General features: G+C 71.5%; 25 protein-coding genes. 10 read left to right on the top strand and 15 right to left on the bottom strand.

Annotated elements, in window-relative coordinates:
• Positions 1–40 precede the first annotated feature (40 nt).
• Positions 41–826, bottom strand: a complete 786-nt coding sequence (gene nagB, locus ACZ404_RS14110; RefSeq protein WP_468439421.1) for a glucosamine-6-phosphate deaminase — start codon at positions 824–826, stop codon at positions 41–43.
• Positions 827–997: 171 nt separating this feature from the next.
• Between nagB and ACZ404_RS14115 the strand changes: the two genes are divergently transcribed.
• Both ACZ404_RS14115 and ACZ404_RS14120 read left to right on the top strand, forming a co-directional pair.
• Positions 998–1,627, top strand: coding sequence for a TetR/AcrR family transcriptional regulator (locus ACZ404_RS14115; protein WP_468439423.1), 630 nt, complete (start codon positions 998–1,000; stop codon positions 1,625–1,627).
• Positions 1,628–1,962: 335 nt separating this feature from the next.
• Positions 1,963–3,438 carry a sensor histidine kinase gene (locus ACZ404_RS14120; RefSeq protein ID WP_468439424.1) on the top strand — a complete coding sequence of 492 codons (1,476 nt, stop codon included), beginning with the start codon at positions 1,963–1,965 and terminating at the stop codon, positions 3,436–3,438.
• Positions 3,439–3,647: 209 nt separating this feature from the next.
• Here the strand turns inward: ACZ404_RS14120 and ACZ404_RS14125 are convergent, their stop codons facing one another.
• The gene (locus ACZ404_RS14125) at positions 3,648–3,905 is read right to left on the bottom strand and encodes a WhiB family transcriptional regulator (RefSeq protein WP_003992873.1); all 258 of its coding nucleotides are present in this window, start codon (positions 3,903–3,905) and stop codon (positions 3,648–3,650) included.
• Positions 3,906–4,224: 319 nt separating this feature from the next.
• Complete coding sequence (locus ACZ404_RS14130; protein ID WP_468439425.1) at positions 4,225–5,193, bottom strand: diacylglycerol/lipid kinase family protein; 969 nt, start codon at positions 5,191–5,193, stop codon at positions 4,225–4,227.
• Between the two features lie 580 nt (positions 5,194–5,773).
• Between ACZ404_RS14130 and ACZ404_RS14135 the strand changes: the two genes are divergently transcribed.
• Entirely contained in the window at positions 5,774–6,226 is a 453-nt protein-coding gene (locus ACZ404_RS14135) for a hypothetical protein (protein ID WP_468439427.1), read from the top strand.
• 3 nt (positions 6,227–6,229) lie between these two features.
• Here the strand turns inward: ACZ404_RS14135 and ACZ404_RS14140 are convergent, their stop codons facing one another.
• The 3 genes from ACZ404_RS14140 to ACZ404_RS14150 form a co-directional block, all read right to left on the bottom strand.
• Positions 6,230–7,324 carry an RNA polymerase sigma factor SigF gene (locus ACZ404_RS14140; RefSeq protein ID WP_468439429.1) on the bottom strand — a complete coding sequence of 365 codons (1,095 nt, stop codon included), beginning with the start codon at positions 7,322–7,324 and terminating at the stop codon, positions 6,230–6,232.
• Complete coding sequence (locus ACZ404_RS14145) at positions 7,321–7,734, bottom strand: ATP-binding protein (protein WP_006136266.1); 414 nt, start codon at positions 7,732–7,734, stop codon at positions 7,321–7,323. Before ACZ404_RS14145 ends, ACZ404_RS14140 begins: the two co-directional genes overlap by 4 nt.
• 479 nt (positions 7,735–8,213) lie before the next feature.
• Positions 8,214–8,474: a UBP-type zinc finger domain-containing protein gene (locus ACZ404_RS14150; RefSeq protein WP_468439431.1), complete on the bottom strand. Its 261-nt coding sequence runs from the start codon at positions 8,472–8,474 to the stop codon at positions 8,214–8,216.
• A 62-nt stretch (positions 8,475–8,536) separates the two neighbouring features.
• On the opposite strand from ACZ404_RS14150, the gene ACZ404_RS14155 reads away from it, so the two are divergent.
• Positions 8,537–10,129, top strand: a complete 1,593-nt coding sequence (locus ACZ404_RS14155; protein ID WP_468439433.1) for a Na+/H+ antiporter — start codon at positions 8,537–8,539, stop codon at positions 10,127–10,129.
• On the opposite strand, the gene ACZ404_RS14160 is transcribed toward ACZ404_RS14155, so the two are convergent.
• Positions 10,126–11,046, bottom strand: coding sequence for a 1-aminocyclopropane-1-carboxylate deaminase/D-cysteine desulfhydrase (locus ACZ404_RS14160; RefSeq protein ID WP_468439435.1), 921 nt, complete (start codon positions 11,044–11,046; stop codon positions 10,126–10,128). The two genes, ACZ404_RS14155 and ACZ404_RS14160, sit on opposite strands and share 4 nt — an antisense overlap.
• Before the next feature lie 25 nt (positions 11,047–11,071).
• Complete coding sequence (locus tag ACZ404_RS14165) at positions 11,072–11,665, bottom strand: N-acetylmuramoyl-L-alanine amidase (protein ID WP_468439437.1); 594 nt, start codon at positions 11,663–11,665, stop codon at positions 11,072–11,074.
• Between the two features lie 289 nt (positions 11,666–11,954).
• On the opposite strand from ACZ404_RS14165, the gene ACZ404_RS14170 reads away from it, so the two are divergent.
• From ACZ404_RS14170 to ACZ404_RS14185, 4 genes are all read left to right on the top strand, one after another.
• A complete protein-coding gene (locus ACZ404_RS14170) occupies positions 11,955–13,361 on the top strand; it encodes a family 2B encapsulin nanocompartment shell protein (protein ID WP_468439439.1) in 1,407 nt (468 codons plus the stop codon).
• A 112-nt stretch (positions 13,362–13,473) separates the two neighbouring features.
• Positions 13,474–14,649: a family 2 encapsulin nanocompartment cargo protein polyprenyl transferase gene (locus ACZ404_RS14175; protein WP_468439441.1), complete on the top strand. Its 1,176-nt coding sequence runs from the start codon at positions 13,474–13,476 to the stop codon at positions 14,647–14,649.
• A 165-nt stretch (positions 14,650–14,814) separates the two neighbouring features.
• Entirely contained in the window at positions 14,815–15,036 is a 222-nt protein-coding gene (locus tag ACZ404_RS14180; protein ID WP_468439443.1) for a hypothetical protein, read from the top strand.
• 85 nt (positions 15,037–15,121) lie between these two features.
• On the top strand, positions 15,122–15,454 hold the full coding sequence (locus ACZ404_RS14185) for a DUF952 domain-containing protein (RefSeq protein ID WP_468439445.1): 333 nt from the start codon (positions 15,122–15,124) through the stop codon (positions 15,452–15,454).
• A 19-nt stretch (positions 15,455–15,473) separates the two neighbouring features.
• Here ACZ404_RS14185 and ACZ404_RS14190 read toward each other — a convergent pair whose 3' ends face one another.
• From ACZ404_RS14190 to sodN, 4 genes are all read right to left on the bottom strand, one after another.
• Positions 15,474–16,217 carry a VOC family protein gene (locus tag ACZ404_RS14190; RefSeq protein WP_468439446.1) on the bottom strand — a complete coding sequence of 248 codons (744 nt, stop codon included), beginning with the start codon at positions 16,215–16,217 and terminating at the stop codon, positions 15,474–15,476.
• 44 nt (positions 16,218–16,261) lie between these two features.
• Entirely contained in the window at positions 16,262–16,678 is a 417-nt protein-coding gene (locus tag ACZ404_RS14195) for a VOC family protein (protein WP_468439448.1), read from the bottom strand.
• 53 nt (positions 16,679–16,731) lie between these two features.
• Positions 16,732–17,130 (bottom strand): helix-turn-helix transcriptional regulator, encoded by a 399-nt coding sequence (locus ACZ404_RS14200; protein WP_468439450.1) that lies wholly within the window; start codon positions 17,128–17,130, stop codon positions 16,732–16,734.
• Between the two features lie 184 nt (positions 17,131–17,314).
• A complete protein-coding gene (gene sodN / locus ACZ404_RS14205; protein ID WP_014674929.1) occupies positions 17,315–17,710 on the bottom strand; it encodes a superoxide dismutase, Ni in 396 nt (131 codons plus the stop codon).
• A 145-nt stretch (positions 17,711–17,855) separates the two neighbouring features.
• On the opposite strand from sodN, the gene sodX reads away from it, so the two are divergent.
• Entirely contained in the window at positions 17,856–18,290 is a 435-nt protein-coding gene (sodX, locus tag ACZ404_RS14210; protein ID WP_468439834.1) for a nickel-type superoxide dismutase maturation protease, read from the top strand.
• Here sodX and ACZ404_RS14215 read toward each other — a convergent pair.
• Positions 18,194–18,823 (bottom strand): CGNR zinc finger domain-containing protein, encoded by a 630-nt coding sequence (locus ACZ404_RS14215; protein ID WP_468439452.1) that lies wholly within the window; start codon positions 18,821–18,823, stop codon positions 18,194–18,196. The two genes, sodX and ACZ404_RS14215, sit on opposite strands and share 97 nt — an antisense overlap.
• A gap of 100 nt (positions 18,824–18,923) precedes the next feature.
• Between ACZ404_RS14215 and ACZ404_RS14220 the strand changes: the two genes are divergently transcribed.
• A complete protein-coding gene (locus ACZ404_RS14220) occupies positions 18,924–19,688 on the top strand; it encodes a class I SAM-dependent methyltransferase (RefSeq protein WP_468439454.1) in 765 nt (254 codons plus the stop codon).
• A 74-nt stretch (positions 19,689–19,762) separates the two neighbouring features.
• Here the strand turns inward: ACZ404_RS14220 and ACZ404_RS14225 are convergent, their stop codons facing one another.
• A complete protein-coding gene (locus tag ACZ404_RS14225; RefSeq protein WP_468439836.1) occupies positions 19,763–20,515 on the bottom strand; it encodes an amino acid ABC transporter ATP-binding protein in 753 nt (250 codons plus the stop codon).
• A gap of 50 nt (positions 20,516–20,565) precedes the next feature.
• Positions 20,566–21,504, bottom strand: a complete 939-nt coding sequence (locus tag ACZ404_RS14230; protein ID WP_468439456.1) for an amino acid ABC transporter permease — start codon at positions 21,502–21,504, stop codon at positions 20,566–20,568.
• Between the last annotated feature and the right edge of the window lie 4 nt (positions 21,505–21,508).

Genomic DNA, 21,508 nt, shown 5'->3' on the forward strand with positions numbered 1-21,508 from the left:
ATACCCGTGGGCCCGGGGTTGGTCCAGACCATCTCTGTTTCTAGATGCCCTGCCAGTCCGGCTTGTTCGCGTAGGTGTGCCGGAAGTAGTCGGCCAGCTTCAGCTTGGACGCGGCGGCCTCGTCCACGACCACGGTGGCGTGCGGGTGGAGCTGGAGCGCGGAGGCCGGGCAGACGGCCGCGACCGGTCCCTCGACGGTCGCCGCGACCGCGTCCGCCTTCCCCTCGCCGGTCGCCAGCAGCACCAGGTGCCGGGCCTCCAGGATGGTGCCGATGCCCTGGGTGATGACGTGGTGCGGGACCTGCTCGATGTCGCCGTCGAAGAAGCGGGCGTTGTCGACGCGGGTCTGCTCGGTCAGCGTCTTGATCCGGGTGCGCGAGGCGAGCGAGGAGCACGGCTCGTTGAACCCGATGTGCCCGTCCGTGCCGATCCCGAGCAGCTGCAGGTCCACGCCGCCGGCCTCGGCGAGCGCCCGGTCGTACGCCGCGCAGGCCGCCTGGACGTCCTCGGCCGTGCCGTCCGGTCCCATGAAGGCGTCCATCCCGATGCCGAGCGGCTCCAGCACCTCCCGGCGCAGCACCGAGCGGTAGGACTCGGGGTGCTCGGCGGGCAGGCCCACGTACTCGTCGAGCTGCGCTATGCGGGCCCGGGAGGTGTCCACGGCGCCGGAGCGCACCTTGGCGGTCAGCGCCTGGTAGATGGGCAGCGGGGTGGAGCCCGTGGCCACCCCGAGCAGGGCGTCGGGCTTGCGCCGCAGCAGCTGGGCCATGGCCTCGGCGATCAGCTCGCCGCCCGCCGCGGCATCCGGAACGATGACAACTTCCACGCTGGGCCTGCCGTTCTGACGTCGCTGTGTGTGCACCTGTGTGGTTCAGCTGTGTGGTTCAGCCATGTGGTTTAGACCAATCTAGCAGAAGCGGGGCTCGTGAGGCAGGGGAGTGCGGGGCGGGAGTGAGCGCTTTCTGCATTCCGTGGTCGGCGCCATAAGATGCCCGCCATGGTGACCGGCCCACAGGTCCAGCAGCAGACGGGGACGCCCCGGCCACGGGGTCGCCCGCGCTCCTTCGACCGGGCCGCAGCGCTGGAGAAGGCGCTGCTGGCCTTCTGGGAGCGCGGCTACGAGGCGACCTCGGTCGCCGATCTCACCCAGGTCATGGGCATCGGCGCGCCCAGCCTGTACGCGGCCTTCGGCGACAAGCGCAGTCTGTTCGAGGAGGTCGTGCGGGTGTACGCCGCCACGCACGGGTCCTTCGGCGACACGGCCCTCGCCGAGGAGCCGACCGCCCGCGCCGCCGTCACGCGGATGCTGCGCGAGGCCGCCGCCGTGTACACCGACCCGGAGCACCCCTACGGCTGCCTGGTCGCCCACGCGGCCACCAACTGCACGACGCCCGAGGTGGAGCGGCTGCTGCGGGACCGGCGCACCGCGGACCTCGCCGCGCTCGAAGCCCGCATCCGGGCGGACCTCGCGGCCGGGCACCTTCCCGCCGCGACCGACGCCGCCGCCCTCGCCCGGCACACCGCCGCCGTGCTGCAGGGGATGTCCCAGCAGGCGCGCGACGGCGCGAGCCGGGAGGAACTGGGGGCGCTAGCCGAAATTGCCGTGTCCATCTGGCCCCACGACTGAGCCGGGCGGGCTAGGCTTCGTGGCATCGCGTGCCATCGGCCGCCGGTGCAGCATGCCGTCGCGACCATGGACATGCCTCCGTGGTCTAGTCCACAATCGATGTGCACCATCAAAGTGAACAAGCCTCCGTCTTCCCCGCACAGGAAGGCGGACGAGGAACCGGAGCTCTCTGCCCTGACTGCCCCGGCTCCTCGACCTTCGGCCGACCGGGACCGCACACCCCACGGCCGATGAGCTCCGGGCTGCGGTGCCGGGAGGGTTGAGGGTCCCTTCCAGGCGCCGCGGCCCGCGGGTGTTTTTCGGCCACCCGCGAGGCCCCGGGTACGCTCGCACACGTGCCCTCCATGAACGAACTCGTACGCCAGCACACCGCACTCGACGACTCCGACCTCGAGTGGCTCCACCTGCTGGTCTCGGAGTGGCAGCTGCTCTCCGACCTCTCCTTCGCCGACCTGGTCCTGTGGGTCCCCACCCGGGACGGCGCCCGGTACGTGTCGGTGGCCCAGATGCGGCCCAACACCGGCCCGACCTCGTACCAGGACGACATGGTCGGCCACCTCGTGCCGCGTGGCCGGCGGCCCATGCTCGACGCGGCGCTGGACGAGGGCCGGATCGTGCGCGAGGGCGACCCGGAGTGGCGCGAAGAGGTCCCCGTCCGGGTCGAGTCGATCCCCGTACGACGGGAGGGGCGCGTCCTCGGTGTCATCGCCCGCAACACCAACCTGCTGACCGTGCGCACCCCGAGCCGGCTGGAGCTGACCTATCTCCAGAGCGCCTCGGACCTCGCCCAGATGATCGCGGCCGGTGCCTTCCCGTTCGCGAACCAGCAGGTCGACATGGACGCCTCGCCGCGCGTCGGCGACGGGCTGATCCGGGTGGACGCCGACGGCATCGTGCAGTACGCCTCCCCGAACGCCCTGTCCGCCTACCACCGCCTCGGCCTCGCCTCCGACCTCGTCGGGCAGCACCTGGGCCAGACCACCGCCGAACTCGCCCCGACCCGGGGCCCGGTGGACGAGGCGCTCGCCAAGGTGGCGAGCGGCTGGGCGCCGCGCGAGTTCGAGATCGAGGCGAACGACGGGGTCATCCAGTTCCGGGCCATTCCGCTCAAACCCAAGGGCGCCCGCATCGGCTCGCTGGTGCTGTGCCGTGACGTCACCGAACTCCGGCGCCGCGAGCGGGAGTTGATCACCAAGGACGCGACCATCCGGGAGATTCACCACCGGGTGAAGAACAATCTGCAGACGGTCGCGGCCCTGCTGCGGCTGCAGGCCCGGCGCATCGACTCCGAGCGCGGCCGGGAGGCCCTGGAGGAGGCGGTCCGGCGGGTCGGCTCGATCGCCATCGTGCACGAGACGCTGTCCCAGAACCTGGACGAGCGGGTGGAGTTCGACGACATCGCCGACCGGGTGCTGGCGATGGTCGCCGAGATCTCGCCGGGCAAGGTGACCGGCCGGCGCACCGGGCGGTTCGGGATACTCGACGCCGAGGTGGCCACTCCGCTGTCGATGGTCCTCACCGAGATCCTGCAGAACGCCCTGGAGCACGGCTTCCGCGAGGGCGACACCGGCACGGTCGAGGTCTCCGCGGTCCGCGGCGGCACCAGCAAGGAGGCCCGCCTCCTCGTCACCGTCCAGGACGACGGCGTCGGCCTGCCCGAGGGTTTCGACCCGCACCGCTCGGGCAACCTCGGGCTGCAGATCGTCCGAACCCTGGTGGAGGGGGAGTTGGGCGGCACCTTCGACATGGTCCCGGCGCCGGAACGGGGGACGCGGGTGATCCTGGACATTCCGGTACGGGCGCAGAAGTGAGCCGGCGCGCCCGGAGCGCTGGGCCCCGAGCCGGCCGGCACCCCCGGACGACGGGCTCCGGACAGCATTGAGCCCCGGACCACTGGGTGATCCGGGGCTTCAGCTCGAAGCTATGCGCATCGGGGGTACTGCGCGCTGCGGCTCGGGGGCGGGAGATGCGTACTCGCTGTACGCGCCGCCAAGCTCAGGCTGTCAGCAGGGGTGGAGTGTCAGGCGGAGGCCTGACGAGCCCGGTTGCGGGCGGCGCGGCGCTTCATCGCACGGCGCTCGTCCTCGCTGAGACCACCCCAGACGCCGGAGTCCTGACCGGACTCGAGCGCCCACTGCAGACACTGCTCGATCACCGGGCAGCGACGGCAGACGGCCTTGGCTTCCTCGATCTGCAGCAGCGCAGGACCGGTGTTGCCGATGGGGAAGAAGAGCTCGGGGTCTTCCTCGCGGCAAACGGCGTTGTGACGCCAGTCCATGGCTGCTACCTCTCCTTGGTATTACGTGCAAGTTGCTTGTGAATGTGAACGCTTTCACGAATCCCTCAACAAGTGAAGGGCCGACCGCAGAGTCTTCCCCGGCGTGGTCCTTGAGTGAAGAGGGGTTCCGGTGATCAGTGGAGGCTGGTGTTGCGGGCCGTCCCGATCGCCACGTAGAGACTCGCAAACCTCAGCGGCGGATACAACCCCTTCCGGAAAGTTTTTTTTGATTCCTCGGTGTCGACTAGGTCACAGCCGTACTTCCATGGGGTGGATCCTGGCCTAAACGTTCGAGTGAAAGGACTTTGGCCCATTCCGCTCACACAATCACACGCAGTGCACGTCGTACACCTGTGAACGTCACGCTCGTACGCAGCCCCAGGTGGTCACCGTCCATCTGCAGCGGCAGAGGCACCTTCGAATGCAAGGTGAACCGGTCCAGATCGTGCAGGGAGACCGCGTGCCTGCCGTGGGGTCCGCGCTCGGGGGACGAAGTGAGCAACTGTGTGCCATACCGGGCAACTGCGGCGGAGGAGAGGCGGCTGAGACCGAGCACGTCGATGCCGGTATCGAACGACGCCTTAGGTGACGTGTACATCGGGCGATTGCCGAGATACGTCCACGGGGACGTGTTCGAGACTATGGCCACAACGAGATCGTTGACGGGGTCCGCGTCCGGGCGCTCGAGAATGATCGATCCGTGCCGGCGGTTCGGCTCGCCGAGGAACTGCCGGATCACCTGACGCACGTACAGCGCGTGCGTCGACTTCTTGCCCCGCTCGCGCTGCCGCTCGACCCGGCCGACCACGCCCGCGTCGAATCCCAGTCCGGCGTTGAAGGTGAACCAGCGCTCGGGCACCGCCTCGTCCTCGGTGCCGGGTGTGCCCGAGGTGAGGCCCAGGCCGACCACCCGCTCGCTGCCCTGGCGCAGGGCGTCCAGCAGGGCTCCGGTGGCCTCCACCGGGTCATTGGGCAGGCCGAGGGCGCGGGCGAAGACGTTGGTGGAGCCGCCGGGGACCACGGCGAGGCCGGGCAGGCGGTCCGGGTCGGGTCCGGCGTGCAGCAGACCGTTGACGACCTCGTTGACGGTGCCGTCGCCGCCGAGGGCGACGACCAGGTCGATGTCCTCGCTCTGCGCCGCCTGCCGGCCCAGGTCGCGCGCGTGGCCGCGGTACTCGGTGGTGACCGCCTCCAGCTTCATCTCGCTCGCCAGCGCGTGGATCAGCACGTCACGCCTGCGTGCGCTTGTGGTGGTTGCCGCCGGGTTGACCACGAGAAGTGCACGCATGAGGGGCAGCGTACCTACTGGGGGGTATCGGGCCCAGACCGAGGTAGGGATCCGGTAAGAGGAGAGCACGTGAGTCTGGCCACGACGGGCTGGACCGGGCCCGCGGGACCTCTCCGAGAAGACCGGCCGAGCAAACCCGCACGATCGCCCGCGGCCCCACGGCGTGCACCGGCGTCGGGTGGCCGGGCGGTGGGCTGGGTCGGGGGTGCGGGGTCTCGTTGCGGAGGGTGGGCGGGCGAAGTCGCGTCGTCGTCCGTGGCTCCTGGGCGTGCACCGGTGTCGGGTGGCCGGGCCTGGCTTTGGCGCGGTGTTGGCCGACTGCCCCCGGGGAGTCGCGGTGTCCGGCGATGTGGCCTTCGGGCCGCCTCGGTGTCGGGGCGGCCGGTTCGCGGGCGCCCTTTCGGCTGTCTCTGTGTGCGGGCGGCCGGCTCTCGGCCCGCCCCGACGGGGTGTCGTCTCCCGGTCCTCGGCTCACCTCAGTAGCGGCGCAACCTTCGCAGCGCCCCGGCCCCTTGGCTCACCCTGGTGTCCGGCGGGCACCCTTCGGCCGGTGCCCGGGGCCGGCGGCTACCCTTCTGGTGTGAGCAGTGACCAGAAGCCCGCCCCCGACACCGCCGAAGCCGCCGCGGCAGCGGGTCCGCGTCCGCGGCGGCTGACGTATGCCGCCGTTCTGGCCGGGCTCGAGGGGCTGGCGCTGGCCGTGGGCGGTCTGTGGGTTCTGGTCCTCGGGATCACCGGCGCCCCGGACGACCGGCAGCAGGCCGTGACGCTGGGGGTCACCCTGGTCGTGCTCGCGCTGCTGCCCCTGCTCGCCGCGCGCGGGCTGCTGCTGCGGCGCGGCTGGAGCCGGGGCCCCGCCGTCATCACGCAGATCATGGCCCTTCCGGTGGCCTACAACATGGTCCAGGCCGACAGCATGGCCATCCCGGCCGGCATCGCCCTGGCCGTCGTCGCCGTCACGGCGCTGGTCCTGCTGGTGAACCGGGCGACGACCCAGGCCCTCGGGATCAAGGGACCGGGCCGCGCCGAGTAGTCCTCACTCCTCGACGAGGAGCTTCTCCCGCAGCTGGGCCAGGGTCCGGGCCAGCAGCCGGGAGACATGCATCTGGGAGATGCCGACCTCCTGCGCGATCTGCGACTGGGTCATGTTCCCGAAGAAGCGCAGCAGCAGGATCCGCTTCTCGCGCGGCGGCAGGTCCTCCAGCAGCGGCTTGAGGGACTCCCGGTACTCCACACCCTCCAGCGCCTCGTCCTCGGCGCCGAGCGTGTCGGCCACCGCCGGCGACTCGTCGTCGGTGTCGGGGACGTCCAGCGACAGCGTCGAGTAGGCGTTGGCGGACTCCAGGCCCTCCAGCACCTCCTCCTCGGAGATGGCCAGCTTCTCCGCCAGCTCATGGACCGTGGGCGAGCGGCCGTGCAGCTGGGACAGCTCGGCCGTCGCCGTCGTCAGTGCCAGGCGCAGCTCCTGCAGCCGGCGCGGCACGCGCACCGCCCAGCCCTTGTCGCGGAAGTGCCGCTTGATCTCGCCGACGACGGTCGGGGTCGCGTACGTGGAGAACTCCACGCCGCGCTCCGGGTCGAACCGGTCGACGGACTTGATCAGACCGATGGTGGCGACCTGGGTCAGGTCGTCCAGCGGCTCGCCGCGGTTGCGGAAGCGGCGTGCCAAGTGCTCCACGAGCGGCAGATGCATCCGGACGAGCTGGTTGCGCAGCTCCGCGTACTCCGCGCTGCCCGCGTTCAGCTTGCGCAACTCGACGAACATCGCACGCGCCCCGCTGCGGTCCTGGGGCTCGTGCCGGGCGGCCTGCACGGCCTCCGCGCCCAGCGCGTCGTCCTCGGCGTATCGCTCGTGCTCGCTCATCGTCCCGCCCGTAGCCCTTCCCCGAGCCGCCCCCTCCGCACGCGCGGCGGAACCGACCCCGCCGCGCCCCCGCGGAGGCGCGCTCTGCACGGCACCGTCACCGCCGGCCGCGGAGGAGGCGTCCTCCGGGTGCGGCCTGGCCTGCTCGGGGATGCCGTCGATGCCGTCCGCCATGCGTCGGGAACCGTCCGCGGGGCCAGTGCCCCCCGTCGGCAGCTCCCGTGTGCCGCGCTCTTCGTCCCGCACCGGACCGTCCCCGTTCCTCACGCCGGGCCGGGGCCCGCGCCGCGCTGTTTGTAGAGGCTGATCGACACGGTCCTGTCCTCGTCGACGGCGGACGAGACCTTGCCCGCGAGGGCCGAGAGCACCGTCCAGGCGAAGGTGTCACGCGAGGGGGCGTGACCGTCGGTGGTCGGCGCCGACACCGTGACCTCCAGCGAGTCGTCGACGAGGCGGAAGACGCAGCTGAGCACGGAGCCGGGCACGGCCTGCTGCAGCAGGATCGCGCAGGCCTCGTCCACGGCGATGCGCAGGTCCTCGATCTCGTCCAGGGTGAAGTCCAAGCGGGCGGCGAGACCGGCCGTGGCCGTCCGCAGCACCGACAGGTAGGCACCCGCAGCCGGCAGCCGGACTTCCACGAAGTCCTGGGTCGCGGGCTCGCCTGCGATCTGGGACACCCTCACCTCCATGGTGGTACAAGCTTCAGCGGGGCCGAGGGTCGCCCCTCGGGGTAACGCATACGTTGGTTCCGCGGTGACGCTATCGCGCTCCGAACGTTTCTGTCCCCGGGACCCCAACCCCCTGGCGTCACTCACAGTAAAGCTGTGGATACGCTCCGTGTCTAGAGGGTGTGCGGGCCCAAAAGGGAAGAGCGCGCGCCGGGTTGACGTACCCCGGCGTCAGACGCCCGAACCGTCGGCGGCAGCCGCCCCTTGCAGTGTCACACGAGAACGGGGTCGGACGGGAACGCGATCACACGAGAACCCGGCGGCGCCGGCACACCGGTCACACGCGTACGAGCGGTCACACACGGGGCCCCGGTCGGACGAGCGCACCGAACCAGGAGCACACCGCTCGCGCCGGAACGCGGTCGTGCGGGAACATCGCTCGCACCCGCGCGCGTTCGCCGAAGGACATCGGTCGCGCGCGGACGCGGTCAGACGAGCACGTGGTCCACGAAGCACCAGCGCCAGTCCTCGCCGGGTTCGAAGGTCCGCATGACGGGGTGGCCGGTCCGCGTGTGGTGCTCCGTGGCGTGCCGGCCCTGCGAGGAGTCGCAGCAGCCGACGTGCCCGCAGGTGAGGCACAGCCGCAGCTGTACGGGGTGCGTGCCGTTGCGCAGGCACTCCGGGCAGGTCTTGTCGAGCGGCTCGGGTTCGGGGTGCGGCAGCGCGTCGGCGTGCGTGCACTGTTTCATGATTGCCAGATTACGACGGGTGTGCGGGTGGCCGCGCGGAAAAAGAGGGTGGGGCGAGGACCATGGACGTGATGCCGCTGCTGTTGCTCGTGGCGGGCAGCGCCGCGGTCGCCGGCGCGGCCCGGCGGGGCCCGGTGCCGGCGCCCCTGCTGCTGGTCGCGGTCGGCCTGGCGGTCTCCTACCTCCCCGGTGTGCCGGACTACACCCTCAGCCCCGAGGTCGTCCTGCCGCTGCTGCTGCCCCCGCTGCTGTACACGTCGGCCGGCGACAGCTCCTACCTCGACCTGCGGGCGCAGCTGCGGCCCGTCGCGCTGCTCTCGGTCGGCTACGTCCTGTTCGCGACCGTCGTGGTCGGCTACGCCGCGCACCTCATCGTCCCCGGGATGCCGCTGACCGCGGCGCTGGTGCTGGGCGCGGTGGTGGCGCCGCCGGACGCCGTCGCGGCCACGGCGGTCGCACGCCGGGTCGGACTGCCGTCCCGGATCACCACCATCCTCCAGGGCGAGTCCCTGCTGAACGACGCCACCGCGATCACGGCGTACAAGGTGGCCCTGGCCGCCGCCGTCGGCGAGGGCGCGACCTGGGCGGGCGGCATCCGCGAGTTCCTGCTCGCCGCGGTCGGCGGTGTCGGCGTCGGCCTGGTGCTGATGGCGCCGTTGCACTGGCTGCGCACCCACCTCACCGAACCGCTGCTGCAGAACACCCTCTCCCTGCTCATCCCGTTCGTCGCCTACAGCGTCGCCGAGCAGCTGCACGCCTCCGGTGTCCTCGCGGTCGTGGTCGTCGCCCTCTACCTCGGCCACCGCGCGTGGGAGGTCGACTTCGCCACCCGGCTCCAGGAGGAGGCGGTGTGGAAGATGGTCGCGTTCATCCTGGAGTCGGCTGTCTTCGCCCTGATCGGCCTGCAGCTCCCGGTCGTGCTCAAGGGCCTCGGGGAGCACGAGGGCGTCGAGGCGGCCGGGTACGCCGTCGCGCTGTTCCTCGTGGTGGTCGTGGCCCGGTTCGTCTGGGTGTATCCGGGGACCTTCCTGCCCCGTCTGTCGGCTCGTGTCCGCGAGCGCGAGGAGAACCCGACCTGGCGGGGTGCGATGGTCACCGGCTGGGCCGGCATGCGGGGCGTGGTCTCCCTCGCCATCGCCTTCTCCGTCCCGCTGACCGTGCACGGCGGGCATCCCTTCCCGCAGCGCAACCTGATCCTGTTCCTGACCTTCACGACCGTCATCGGCACGCTCGTCGTCCAGGGCCTGAGCCTGCCCCCGCTGATCAGGCTGCTGAAGTTCCCCGGCCGCGACCAGCGGGCCGAGACGCTCGCCGAGGCCAACGCCCAGGCCCAGGCCTCCCGGACCGCCGAGAGCCGCCTGGACGAGCTCCTCGCCGACGAGCGCAACGCCCTGCCCCCGCCGCTGGCCGACCGACTGCGCTCGGTGCTGGAGCGTCGCCGCAACGCCGTCTGGGAACGGCTCGGCCAGGTCAACCCCGTCACCGGCGAGTCCGTCGACGACACCTACCGCCGGCTGTCCCGCGAGATGATCAGCGCCGAACGCGAGGTCTTCGTCAGGCTGCGCGACCACCGCTACATCGACGACGAGATGCTCCGCGCCCTCCTGCGCCGCCTGGACCTGGAGGAGGCGGCGGCGTACCGGGAGGCCGGTTAGTCCGGGGGCAGCGCCTGCTCCGGCTCGGGGAAGGGACGGCCGGTGACGACCGCGGCCAGCGTCGTCCCACGCGGGAAGGCGCCCTCCTCGGCCAGGGCGACAAGTCCGTACAGCAACTTGGCGACATAGAGACGCTCCACCGGGAGGCCGTGCCGCTGCTCGAAGTCACCGGCGAAGGCGTCCAGCTCCGGGGTCGTACGGGCGTAGCCGCCGCAGTGGAAGCGGTCGTCGAGGGACCAGGTGCCGGTGCGGGCGCCGAACGCCTGCTCCTGCAGGTGCCGCACGTCGGCCGTCAGGAAGCCGCCCCTGAGGACGGAGATGCCGATCGCCCGCTGGCCGGCGGCCAGCCCGGCGGCGAGTCCGGCGAGCGTGCCGCCGGTGCCGCAGGCCACCGCGACGGTGTCGGCCCGGCCGCGCAGCTCCTCCCCGAGGGCCGCGCAGCCGCGCACCGCCGCCGCGTTGCTGCCGCCCTCCGGCACGACGTACGCCTCCTCGGCGCCGCACGCGCGCAGGATTCCGGCCAGCATCTCCGGCTCGCTCTTGCGCCGGTACGCCGAGCGGTCCACGAAGTGCAGCCGCATGCCGTCGGCCGCGCACCGGGCCAGGGACGGGTTGAGCGGACGGTCCGCCAGTTCCTGCCCGCGGACCACGCCCACCGTCGGCAGCCCGAGGAGGCGTCCCGCGGCGGCGGTGGCCCGCAGATGGTTGGAGTAGGCGCCGCCGAAGGTGACCAGCGCCCGGCCCCGCGCCGCCTCGATGTTCGGCACCAGCTTGCGCCACTTGTTGCCGATCAGCTCCGGGTGGATCAGGTCGTCCCGCTTGAGCAGCAGCCGCAGACCGCGGCGGGCGAACCGGGCGTCCCGCACCTCCTGAAGAGGCGAGGGAAGCCGCGGGGCGAGCGGGCCGGAACTGATCACGCCCCCATTGTCGCCCCGGGGCCGGCTACGCCTTCAGGCGCTCCGCGACCCGCTCGCGGAGCCAGGCCATCGAGAAGCCGCGGGGGTCCACCTTGCCCGGCTGCCACTCCAGGTGGCCGACGACCGACCGCTGCGTCCAGCCGTGGTGCCGGCACACGGCCGCGGCGGCCCGCTCGATCGCGTCCAGCTGGGCGTCGGGCCAGGGGTCCTCGCCGTCGCCCAGGTTCTCGCACTCGAAGCCGTAGAAGTGCCGGTTGCCGTCGGTGTTCGCCTCGTTGTCCGGCGGCAGCCCCTTCTCGGCGATCACCGCGCGCAGCACGTCGTCGTCGCCGAGGCCCGCATGGTTGGCGCGGCCGTAGCCGACCAGGTGCACGGTGCCGTCCTTGGTGATCACTCCGTGGCACAGCGGGCCCGGGAGGTCCGTACGGCCGTCCCGGCAGATCTCGACGGTGCGCTCGCTGCCGCTGGTCACCGAGTGGTGGATCATCACCCCGTGCACGGGACCCCACGGCCCCTTGTGGTTGCGGTTGTGCTGCTGCCAGTCGCCGACCTCGACGACCCGCACGCCCTCCGCGCGCAGCGCGTCGAGAAACCCGCTCGCGGACATGGGTGGGGCCATGACCGACTCCTTCGTGCCGTGCCCGTGGCCGCCGGTCGCGGCCCTTGCGTACCGCAGCTTCTACCGAAACCGGACGTCTTGGACCACATCGTTCGCACGCTGTGCGAGCCGATCCGGACAGGTCGCGCATCGGGGGCGGCGTCGGACAAGAGCCCTCTTTCTGCCCACCAGTGCGATGATCCATTCCCGCTCTTTCGGGTAATGGTGCGAGCACGTTGCGTGATGGGAGGCTCGATCGCGAGACCGGTGTGCGATTCGGCACCGGGCATACACGAGAGGGCATTTCCTTATGTCGGTAGGCGAAGAGGTCCGCACGGATCAGGGCAAGCCGCAGCAGTCTCTCGGCACGGCGGCAGCGCGGAACCTGGCCACCACCACCAAATCCGTCCCGCAGATGCAGGAGATCAGCTCCCGCTGGCTGCTGCGGAGCCTGCCGTGGGTCGACGTGCAGGGCGGCACGTACCGGGTGAACCGGCGGCTGACGTACGCCGTCGGCGACGGCCGCATCACCTTCGTCAAGACCGGTGACCAGGTCGAGGTCGTCCCGGCCGAACTCGGCGAACTGCCGGCCCTGCGCTCCTACGAGGACGACGAGGTGCTCACCGAGCTGGCCCGGCGCTGCCGCCAGCGGGACTTCGCGCCCGGCGAGGTCATCGCCTCCTTCGGCAGCCGCACCGACGAGGTCTACCTGCTGGCCCACGGCAGGGTGGAGAAGGTCGGCACCGGCCCGTACGGCGACGACGCGGTCCTCGGCGTCCTCGCCGACGGCGCCTACTTCGGCGAGGCCGCGCTGCTGGACCCGGACGCCATCTGGGAGTACACCGCCCGCGCGGACACGGCGGCCACCGTGCTGATCCTCAGCCGCCAGGACTTCGAGCAGGTCGCCGAGCGCGCCGACTCGCTGCGCGAGCACGTGGAGCGGCTGCGCTCGATCCCCGAGCAGCGGACCAACAAGTACGGCGAGAAGGAGGTCGAGCTGGCGGCCGGCCACTCCGGCGAGCCGGACATCCCGCACACCTTCGTGGACTACGAGCCCCGGCCGCGCGAGTACGAACTGAGCATCGCCCAGACCGTGCTGCGCATCCACTCACGCGTGGCCGACCTGTACAACCAGCCGATGAACCAGACCGAGCAGCAGCTGCGGCTCACCGTCGAGGCGCTGAAGGAACGCCAGGAGCACGAGCTGGTCAACAACCGGCAGTTCGGGCTGCTGCACAACTGCGAGTACGACCAGCGGCTCCAGCCGCACGACGGCGTTCCCAGCCCCGACGACATGGACGAGCTGCTCAGCCGCCGGCGCGGCACCAAGCTGTTCCTCGCCCACCCGCGCGCCATCTCCGCGTTCGGGCGCGAGCTGAACAAGCGCGGACTGGTCCCGGAGACCATCGAGATCGGCGGCAACCGCATCCCCACCTGGCGCGGTGTCCCCATCTACCCGTGCAACAAGATCCCGGTCACCGAGGCCCGGACGACCTCGATCATCGCGATGCGTACCGGAGAGGCCGAGCAGGGCGTCATCGGCCTGAGGCAGTCCGGCATCCCGGACGAGATCGAGCCGAGTCTGTCCGTCCGCTTCATGGGCATCAACGAACAGGCCATCATCAAGTACCTGGTCACGGCGTACTACTCGGCCGCCGTCCTGGTGCCCGACGCGCTCGGCGTGCTGGAGAACGTCGAGATCGGCCGCTGGAGGTGATGTCTGCGCACCGCGCGGCCGTGTCCCCGCCCTCCGGGGCGGGTAGGTCCTCGGGGTGCGCGCCCGGCGGGAGAGGGGGCGCCACCGTCCGCGGACTGTGCGAGGGGGAGCCATGGCCGAGTTCATGACGGACATGACGGAGAGCACACGGCCTTCACCCGGGGCGGCACCGCCCCGCGAGCCGGAGGAGGAGCCCGCACCACCCGGGCCGCGCGAGCGGCGCGGCCCGGCAGCCGGCACCGGGGCCGGTCGGTTCGAGGGGCAGGAGGCGGCGGCGCTGCTGGAGCGGACCCGGGCCCTCGTCGACCCCGAACTGCGCGCGGCGGTCGACTCGTTGCCCGGCCCGATGCGCCGGATCGCGCTCTACCACTTCGGCTGGCAGCACGCGGACGGCACACCTGCGGCGGACAACGCAGGCAAGGCGATAAGGCCCGCGCTGGTCCTCGCCGCCGCCTCAGCGCTCGGCGGACCGGCGGCCCGGACGGCGGCCGTGCGCGCGGCCGCGGCGGTCGAACTGGTCCACAACTTCACGCTGTTGCACGACGACGTCATGGACCGCGACACCGCCCGCCGGCACCGGCCCACGGCCTGGACCGTGTTCGGCGACGCCGACGCGATCCTCGCCGGGGACACCCTCCAGGCGCTGGCCCTGCGGCTGCTCGCCGAGGACCCGCACCCGGCCTCCGGCCCGGCCGCCGCCCGGCTCGCCGACTGCGTGGTCGAACTGTGCGCCGGACAGCACACCGACACAGCCATGGAGCGGCGCGCCCCCGACGAGGTCACCCTGGACGAGGTGCTCGCCATGGCCGAGGCGAAGACCGGCGCCCTGCTGGGCTGCGCCTGCGCCCTCGGCGCGCTGTACGCGGGCGCCGGTGACGAGGAGGTGGCGGCGCTCGACGGATTCGGCCGGCAGGCCGGGCTCGCCTTCCAGCTGATCGACGACGTCATCGGGATATGGGGTGATCCGCAGCGCACCGGCAAGCCGGCCGGCGCCGATCTCGCGGTCCGCAAGAAGTCCCTGCCCGTGGTGGCGGCCCTCGCCTCCGGCACTCCGGCGGCGACCGAGCTGGCCGAGCTGTACGGGAAGCCGTACGTCACCGGGGACGCCGAGGACATCGCCCGCACGGCCCTGGCCGTCGAGCGCGCCGGCGGCCGGGACTGGGCGCAGGCCGAGGCGGCCGACCGGATGGCCCGGGCGATGCAGGAACTGGCCCGCGCCGTACCCGCGCCGGAGGCGGCCGGCGGCCTGCTGGCGCTGGCCGAGTTCGTGACCCGGCGCCGCAGCTAGACCGGCGCCGGTCGAAGAGACCCCGGAGTCACCGGGGCCGCGCGGTTCCTGACCCCGCACGGCCACCGGTGGCTCCGGCCAGGGCGGGTCCCGCACATCCCCACGGCGTGCGGGACCCGCTCCACACGGGGAGCGCGGCACCCTCACCCGCCCTACCCTGAGGGCATGGACAGCGAGGGCCACGTCTGTCCCGTCTGCGGACAGCCCGTCGAGACGGTGGTCGGACGGCACAAGACGCTGGGCGCCTGGGTACCGAAGTGGGGCCCCGGCCCGTGCCACAACCCCGACTGCGCGGCCGGCACGGAGCCGAGCGAACCCCTGGCCACCCCGGCGGCAGAGGACCACCGGCCGCGACGCCCGGGAGAACCCCCCGCGGGAAACCCCTGAGCCCGACGACCGGAGTACGGGACGGACCCGGGACCGGGGTCGAATCGAGATGCGGGCGGCCGGGCCGAGGCCGTAGCGTCGCCGCATGCCGAAGCTTCCGCACATCGTGCACATCACCGAGCGCTCCCTCTGGGAGGCTGCCCGCGCGTCCGGCACCTACGAGGTGTCCACCCGTGGCCGCACCCTCCAGGAGGAGGGCTTCGTCCATTTCTCCACCCGTGAGCAGCTCCCCCGCATCGCGGCCTTCCTCTACGGCGACTACGAGGGCCCCGACGAACTGGTCGTGCTGGTCGTGGACCCGGCCAGGCTCGGGGTGCCGGTGCGGTACGAGGCCATGCCGCCGAACGGCGAGGAGTTCCCGCACGTGTACGGGCCGGTGCCCGTGAGCGCCGTGGTCGGGGTGGAGCCCTGGGGCTGACCGGGGGCGCCCCGTGACCTCAGGTTCCGGCGGCCGGCAGACTTCCCGTCTCCGGGTCGCGGCCGGTCAGGCAGTACGTACCGCCGGCCGGGTCGCGCATCACCGTCCAGTGCCTGCCCCGGCGGACGAAGGCCGCGCCCAGCCGCTCGTGCCGGGCGCGGGTCTCCTCCACGTCCGCGCAGGCGAGGTCCAGATGCGCGGAGGCGGGACCGTCGGCACCGAGCCGCTGGAGCAGGACGCGGACGGGCAGACCGGCCGGCGGCCGCAGCACACGGAACTCCGGCAGCGACCCGGTCAGCAGCTCCCACCCGGTGAGCGCCGCCCAGAAGGCGGTCTCGGCGTCGTACACCGAGGGCGGTACGTCGAGACACACCTGGTCGAGTCGGCAGCCGTCGACGACGGGCGGGCGCTCGGTCTCGCCGTGCCAGGCGCCGACGCAGAACGCCTGTCCGCCGGGCGAGCGCAGTACCGCCCACTCGCGGTGATCGGCCACCAGGTCCGCGCCGAGGCGCCGGGCGGTGTCCCCGAACGCCTTCACGTCCTCGACGAAGAAGTCGAGATGGGCGCCCCCGGCCCCGTCGAGGATTCCCTGCATCTTCACGCAGGGGTCCGCCCCGGCCGGCAGCAGCGTCACGAACTCCCCGTGCTCCCCGCGCGGTTGCGACAACCCCGTCCCCGTGACCGCCGTCCAGAAGGCGCGGGCCTCGGCCAGGCGGGCGGCGGGGCGGTCGATGAAGGCGTACGTCCAGCGGATCGGTGTCACGGTGCGGATCGTAGGCGGCCGGGCCGGCGAGCGGGCGGAATTTCTCAGCCCGTGGGCCGCTCCATGAACCGCAGCATGTTCCCGGCCGGGTCCCGGAAGGCGCAGTCGCGCACGCCGTACGGCTGGTCCGTGGGCTCCTGGAGCACGTCACCGCCGGACTCGCGGACCCGCTCGTAGAGGGCGTCGCAGTCGTCGGTGGTGAAGTTGACCCCGCGCAGCATGCCCTTGGCGAGCAGTTCGGCGAGGGCCTGCCGGTCGGCAGGGGAGGCGTCCGGGTTCGCGCCGGGCGGCTCCAGCACGATCTCCACGCCCGGCTGCAGCGGCGAGCCCACGGTGACCCACCGCATTCCCTCGAAGCTCACGTCGTTGCGGATCTCGAGACCGAGCACGTCGCAGTAGAAGGCCAGGGCCTTGTCGTGGTCGTCCACGGCGATGAAACACTGCTTGAGTTGCACGTCCATGAGGTCACGCTAGGCCGCCCGGGGCCGCCCCGCACAGGGACTCGGACTCCTGCTCAGTACGGCCGGCGGCGCGGCCGGGTGAACGTACGGACCACACAGGACGGGATCACCGCGCTCGCCTCGTGGGAGCGGGCGCGGTAGGCGCTCGGGGTCTCCCCGACCAACTCGGTGAAGCGGGAGCTGAAGGAGCCCAGCGAGGTACAGCCGACGGCGAGGCACACCTCGGTCACCGTGAGATCGCCCCGGCGCAGCAGGGCCTTGGCCCGCTCCACGCGCCGGGTCATGAGATAGCTGTACGGCGTCTCCCCGAACGCCTTGCGGAAGCTGCGCTGGAAGTGGCCGGGCGACATGTGGGCGCCACGGGCCAGCTCCGCCATGTCGAGGGGCTCGGCGTACTCGCGGTCCATGCGGTCGCGCACCCGCCGCAGCCGTCTGAGGTCCTCCAGAGTCACGCCCCTCAGCTTCGCACAGACGTTTGCGCGCAGGGGCCGTACCAGCACATCCGGCTGCCGTTTTCGCGGGTGCAGACGACCGCACCCGGCCCGCCATGGACGCCGTGCTCGGCGGGCTGCGGACCGGGTGCGGACAGGGAGACGCTGCAATCGAAGAAACCGCAGGTCAGAAGGCGTAAAAGGATCAGGCCTTCTTGGTCTCCCAGAAGATCTTGTCGATCTGGGCGATGTAGTCCAGCGCCTTCTGGCCCGTCGCCGGGTCGGTGGACGCCTTGGCGGCCGAGAGGGCCTTCAGGGTGTCGTTCACCAGCTGGTGCAGCTCCGGGTACTTCTCGAAGTGCGGGGCCTTGAAGTAGTCGCTCCAGAGCACGGAGACGTGGTGCTTCGCGAGCTCCGCGCGCTGCTCCTTGATGACGGTGGCGCGCGCCTGGAAGTGGGGGTCGTCGTTGCCGGCCATCTTCTCCTGGACGGCCTTCACCGACTCCGCCTCGATGCGGGCCTGGGCCGGGTCGTACACGCCGCAGGGCAGGTCGCAGTGGGCGCTGACCTTGACCTTGGGGGCAAACAGGCGGGAAAGCATGGAGCATTCCTTCCTCGTGATCGTCTTCTCAGGTGCGACATTACTCCCTGGGGAAGGCGATTTCTCGGGTGCCCCCTAGGGCTTAGGACAAAAGTCCAGGGTCAGACTGAGACTGGTGGAGGAACGGACCGGGGAGGTGCCGGGCATGCCGGAGCTGTCGCAGGAGACCGAGCGGGGGAGGGCCGTGGCGCCCTTCGGGCTGGCCGAGGTGACGGGGCCGTCGATGGTTCCCACGCTCCACCACGGTGACCAGCTGGTGGTCCGGTACGGGGGGATGGTCAGGCCCGGTGACATCGTCGTACTGCGGCATCCGTTCCAGCAGGACCTGCTCGTCGTCAAGCGGGCCGCCGAGCGGCGCGAGGGCGGCTGGTGGGTGCTCGGCGACAACCCGTACGCGGGGGGCGACAGCACGGACTACGGGGTCGTGCCCGACGAGCTGGTCCTCGGCAGGGCGCTGCTGCGGTACCGGCCGCTCAAGGCCGGTCAGCGTTCGCCGCTGGCGCTCGCGCGCTGGGTGTTCTCCGCGGCCAGGCCACTGCTCACCGACCGGTCGGCCTCCAGGCGCTTGCGCGCCCGGTAGGCGGCCACGTTGGCGCGGGTGGCGCAGCGGTCGGAGCAGTAGCGCCGGGAGCGGTTGGTCGAGGTGTCCAGGTAGGCGTTGCGGCACGGGGGCGCCTGACACAGGCCCAGGCGGTCGACGCCGTACTCGGTGAGGTGGAAGGCCAGGCCCATCGCCGCGATGGCCGCGTAGCCCGCGGTGGCGTTGGACGGGTGGTCGGCCAGGTGCATGTGCCACAGGGGGCGGCCGTCCTCGTCGCGGTGGTCGTGCCCGGAGATCTGCGGGCTGACCGGGAACTCCAGCAGCAGGGAGTTCAGCAGGTCGACGGCCAGCGTCTCGTCGCCGTTGTCGGCCGCCTCGAAGACCGCGCGCAGCCGGGCCCGCACCGAGCGGAAGCGCGTGACGTCGGCGTCGGTGGCGCGGCGGGCCGCCGACGCGTTGGCGCCGAAGAGGTCGCGGACGGCCTCGACCGAGGTCAGGGAGTCCTTGCCCCGGACCGGCTCCTCGCTGTTGACGAGACGGACGGCGTAATCCGAGTAATAGGCCAGTTCCACTTGAAGTCCTTACGAGGGCGCTCTATGGTCACGAGCACGACCTTGTAACAGCCGGTCGCGCTTCCAGGGTATTACGCGGACGAGGGGAGACGGGGTTTCCATGACCACCAGTACCAGCACCGGAACCGACTGGGCCGGCTGGCAGGAGAGCTGGGACCGGCAGCAGGAGTGGTACATGCCCGACCGCGAGGAGCGGTTCCGGATCATGCTCGACATGGTCGAAGCGCTTGTCGGCACGGCACCGCGCGTCCTCGACCTCGCCTGCGGCACCGGCAGCATCACCGCCCGGCTCCTGCAGCGGTTCCCGGCGGCCACCAGTACCGGCGTCGACCTCGACCCGGCCCTGCTCGCCATCGCCCGCGGCACCTTCGAGGGCGACGACCGGGTCACGTTCGTCGAGGCCGACCTCGAGGACCCCGGCTGGCCGGCGGGACTGCCGTACGACTCCTACGACGCCGTCCTGACCGCCACGGCCCTGCACTGGCTGCACAGCGAACCCCTCGCGGCCCTCTACGGTCGGGTCGCGGAACTGGTCCGCGACGGCGGTGTCTTCATGAACGCGGACCACATGATCGACGAGAGCACGCCCCGGATCAACGCCGCCGAGCGGGCCCAGCGGCACGCGCGCATGGATCAGGCCAAGCGGGACGGCGTACCCGACTGGTCCGAGTGGTGGCAACTGGCCGCGCAGGACCCCGTCCTCGCCGGACCCACCGCCCGCCGCTTCGAGATCTACGGCGACCACGCCGACGGCGACATGCCCTCCTCGGCGTGGCATGCGCGCACCCTGCGCGCGCACGGCTTCGGCGAGGCTCGGCCGGTGTGGTGCTCGCCCTCGGACACCCTGCTGCTCGCCGTGAAGTGAACCGGCCGGGACGGGCCGAAGACGCGAGAGGGGCGGTACGGGAAGCCCGTACCGCCCCTCTCGCCCGGTGACGCTCAGAGCACCTTGGACAGGAACGACTGCGTCCGCTCGTGCTGGGGGTTCGTCAGGACGTCGCGCGGATGGCCGGATTCGACCACCACGCCCTCGTCCATGAACACCAGGCTGTCGCCCACCTCGCGGGCGAAGCCCATCTCGTGGGTGACCACGACCATCGTCATGCCCGACTCGGCGAGGTCGCGCATGACGTCCAGGACGTCACCCACCAGCTCCGGGTCGAGGGCCGAGGTCGGCTCGTCGAACAGCATCAGCTTGGGGTCCATCGCCAGCGCCCGGGCGATCGCCACCCGCTGCTGCTGGCCGCCGGAGAGCTGGGAGGGGTAGTTCCCGGCCTTGTCGGCGAGGCCCACCCGCTCCAGCAGGCTCAGGGCGCGCTCCCGCGCCTGGCCCTTGCTCGCGCCCTTGACCTGGACCGGCGCCTCCATGACGTTCTCGACCGCCGTCATGTGCGGGAACAGGTTGAAGCGCTGGAAGACCATGCCGATGTCCCGGCGCTTGAGGGCGACCTCGCTGTCCTTCAGCTCGTACAGCTTCTCGCCCTTCTGGCGGTAGCCGACCAGCTCGCCGTCGACGTACAGCCGGCCGGCGTTGATCTTCTCGAGGTGGTTGATGCACCGCAGGAAAGTCGACTTGCCCGAGCCGGAGGGGCCGATGAGGCAGAACACCTCGCCCGGCTTCACCTCCAGGTCGATGCCCTTGAGGACCTGGACGTGACCGAAGGACTTGTGCACGCCCTCGGCCCTGACCATCGGGACGCTCCCCTTCGGCGGGGTGTCCTGCACCTTGCTCAGCCTGTCCGTCATGCCATGCCTCCCTTCGGCCGGCCCAGGGAGATCATGTTCGCCTTCACCTTCTGCCAGGGGGTCGCCGGCAGCTGGCGGCTGGAGCCACGCGCGTAGTACCGCTCGATGTAGAACTGGCCCACGCTCAGCACCGAGGTCATGATCAGGTACCAGGCCGCGGCGAGGAAGTACATCTCCACCGGGGCACCGGAGTTCTGGCCGATGTCCTGGGCGAAGCGGAACAGCTCGGGATACTGGACGGCCGCCACGAGCGAGGTCGTCTTCAGCATGTTGATCACTTCGTTGCCCGTCGGCGGCACGATCACGCGCATCGCCTGCGGGATGATGATCCGGCGCAGGGTCCGGCCGTGGCTCATGCCCAGGGCGTGGGCGGCCTCGGTCTGGCCCTCGTCCACCGCGAGCAGACCGGCGCGGCAGATCTCGGCCATGTACGCGGCCTCGTTCAGGCCGAGGCCGAGCAGCGCCGTCAGCAGCGGCGTCATGAAGTCGGACCAGTAGTTCTTGTAGATCGGGCCGAGGTTGATGTACTCGAAGACCAGGCCCAGGTTGAACCACAGGAACAGCTGCACCAGCACCGGGGTGCCGCGGAAGAACCAGATGTAGAACCACGCGATCGACGAGGTCACCGGGTTCTTCGACAGGCGCATCACCGCGAGGATGATGCCGCCGACGATGCCGATCAGCATCGACAGGACCGTCAGCAGCAGCGTCTTGCCGACACCCTGCATGATCCGGTCGTCGAAGAAGTAGTCCGGGATCGCGTGCCAGTTGATCTTGCCCTGGCTGAACGCGTAGATGATCGCGACCAGGAGCGCGATGGCGATGACGGCGGAGACGTAGCGTCCGTAGTGCCGGACCGGAATGGCCCTGATGGCCTCCGGGCCGGCCGGGGGAGTGCCCTGCTCCCCGGCCGCCGTTGTGTCGATGTCAGTCACGGGT

It is taken from the genome of Streptomyces sp. NPDC030798 (assembly GCF_055572275.1).

What these genes read in the sequence shown, in the direction of transcription:
- ACZ404_RS14115 (WP_468439423.1), top strand. Translation starts at nt 998, where the DNA reads ATGGTGACCGGCCCACAGGTCCAGCAGCAGACGGGGACGCCCCGGCCA.
- ACZ404_RS14125 (WP_003992873.1), bottom strand. Translation starts at nt 3,905, where the DNA reads ATGGACTGGCGTCACAACGCCGTTTGCCGCGAGGAAGACCCCGAGCTC.
- ACZ404_RS14130 (WP_468439425.1), bottom strand. Translation starts at nt 5,193, where the DNA reads ATGCGTGCACTTCTCGTGGTCAACCCGGCGGCAACCACCACAAGCGCA.
- ACZ404_RS14150 (WP_468439431.1), bottom strand. Translation starts at nt 8,474, where the DNA reads ATGAAACAGTGCACGCACGCCGACGCGCTGCCGCACCCCGAACCCGAG.
- ACZ404_RS14155 (WP_468439433.1), top strand. Translation starts at nt 8,537, where the DNA reads ATGGACGTGATGCCGCTGCTGTTGCTCGTGGCGGGCAGCGCCGCGGTC.
- ACZ404_RS14165 (WP_468439437.1), bottom strand. Translation starts at nt 11,665, where the DNA reads ATGGCCCCACCCATGTCCGCGAGCGGGTTTCTCGACGCGCTGCGCGCG.
- ACZ404_RS14170 (WP_468439439.1), top strand. Translation starts at nt 11,955, where the DNA reads ATGTCGGTAGGCGAAGAGGTCCGCACGGATCAGGGCAAGCCGCAGCAG.
- ACZ404_RS14175 (WP_468439441.1), top strand. Translation starts at nt 13,474, where the DNA reads ATGGCCGAGTTCATGACGGACATGACGGAGAGCACACGGCCTTCACCC.
- ACZ404_RS14180 (WP_468439443.1), top strand. Translation starts at nt 14,815, where the DNA reads ATGGACAGCGAGGGCCACGTCTGTCCCGTCTGCGGACAGCCCGTCGAG.
- ACZ404_RS14185 (WP_468439445.1), top strand. Translation starts at nt 15,122, where the DNA reads ATGCCGAAGCTTCCGCACATCGTGCACATCACCGAGCGCTCCCTCTGG.
- ACZ404_RS14195 (WP_468439448.1), bottom strand. Translation starts at nt 16,678, where the DNA reads ATGGACGTGCAACTCAAGCAGTGTTTCATCGCCGTGGACGACCACGAC.
- sodN (WP_014674929.1), bottom strand. Translation starts at nt 17,710, where the DNA reads ATGCTTTCCCGCCTGTTTGCCCCCAAGGTCAAGGTCAGCGCCCACTGC.
- sodX (WP_468439834.1), top strand. Translation starts at nt 17,856, where the DNA reads ATGCCGGAGCTGTCGCAGGAGACCGAGCGGGGGAGGGCCGTGGCGCCC.
- ACZ404_RS14220 (WP_468439454.1), top strand. Translation starts at nt 18,924, where the DNA reads ATGACCACCAGTACCAGCACCGGAACCGACTGGGCCGGCTGGCAGGAG.
- ACZ404_RS14225 (WP_468439836.1), bottom strand. Translation starts at nt 20,515, where the DNA reads ATGGTCAGGGCCGAGGGCGTGCACAAGTCCTTCGGTCACGTCCAGGTC.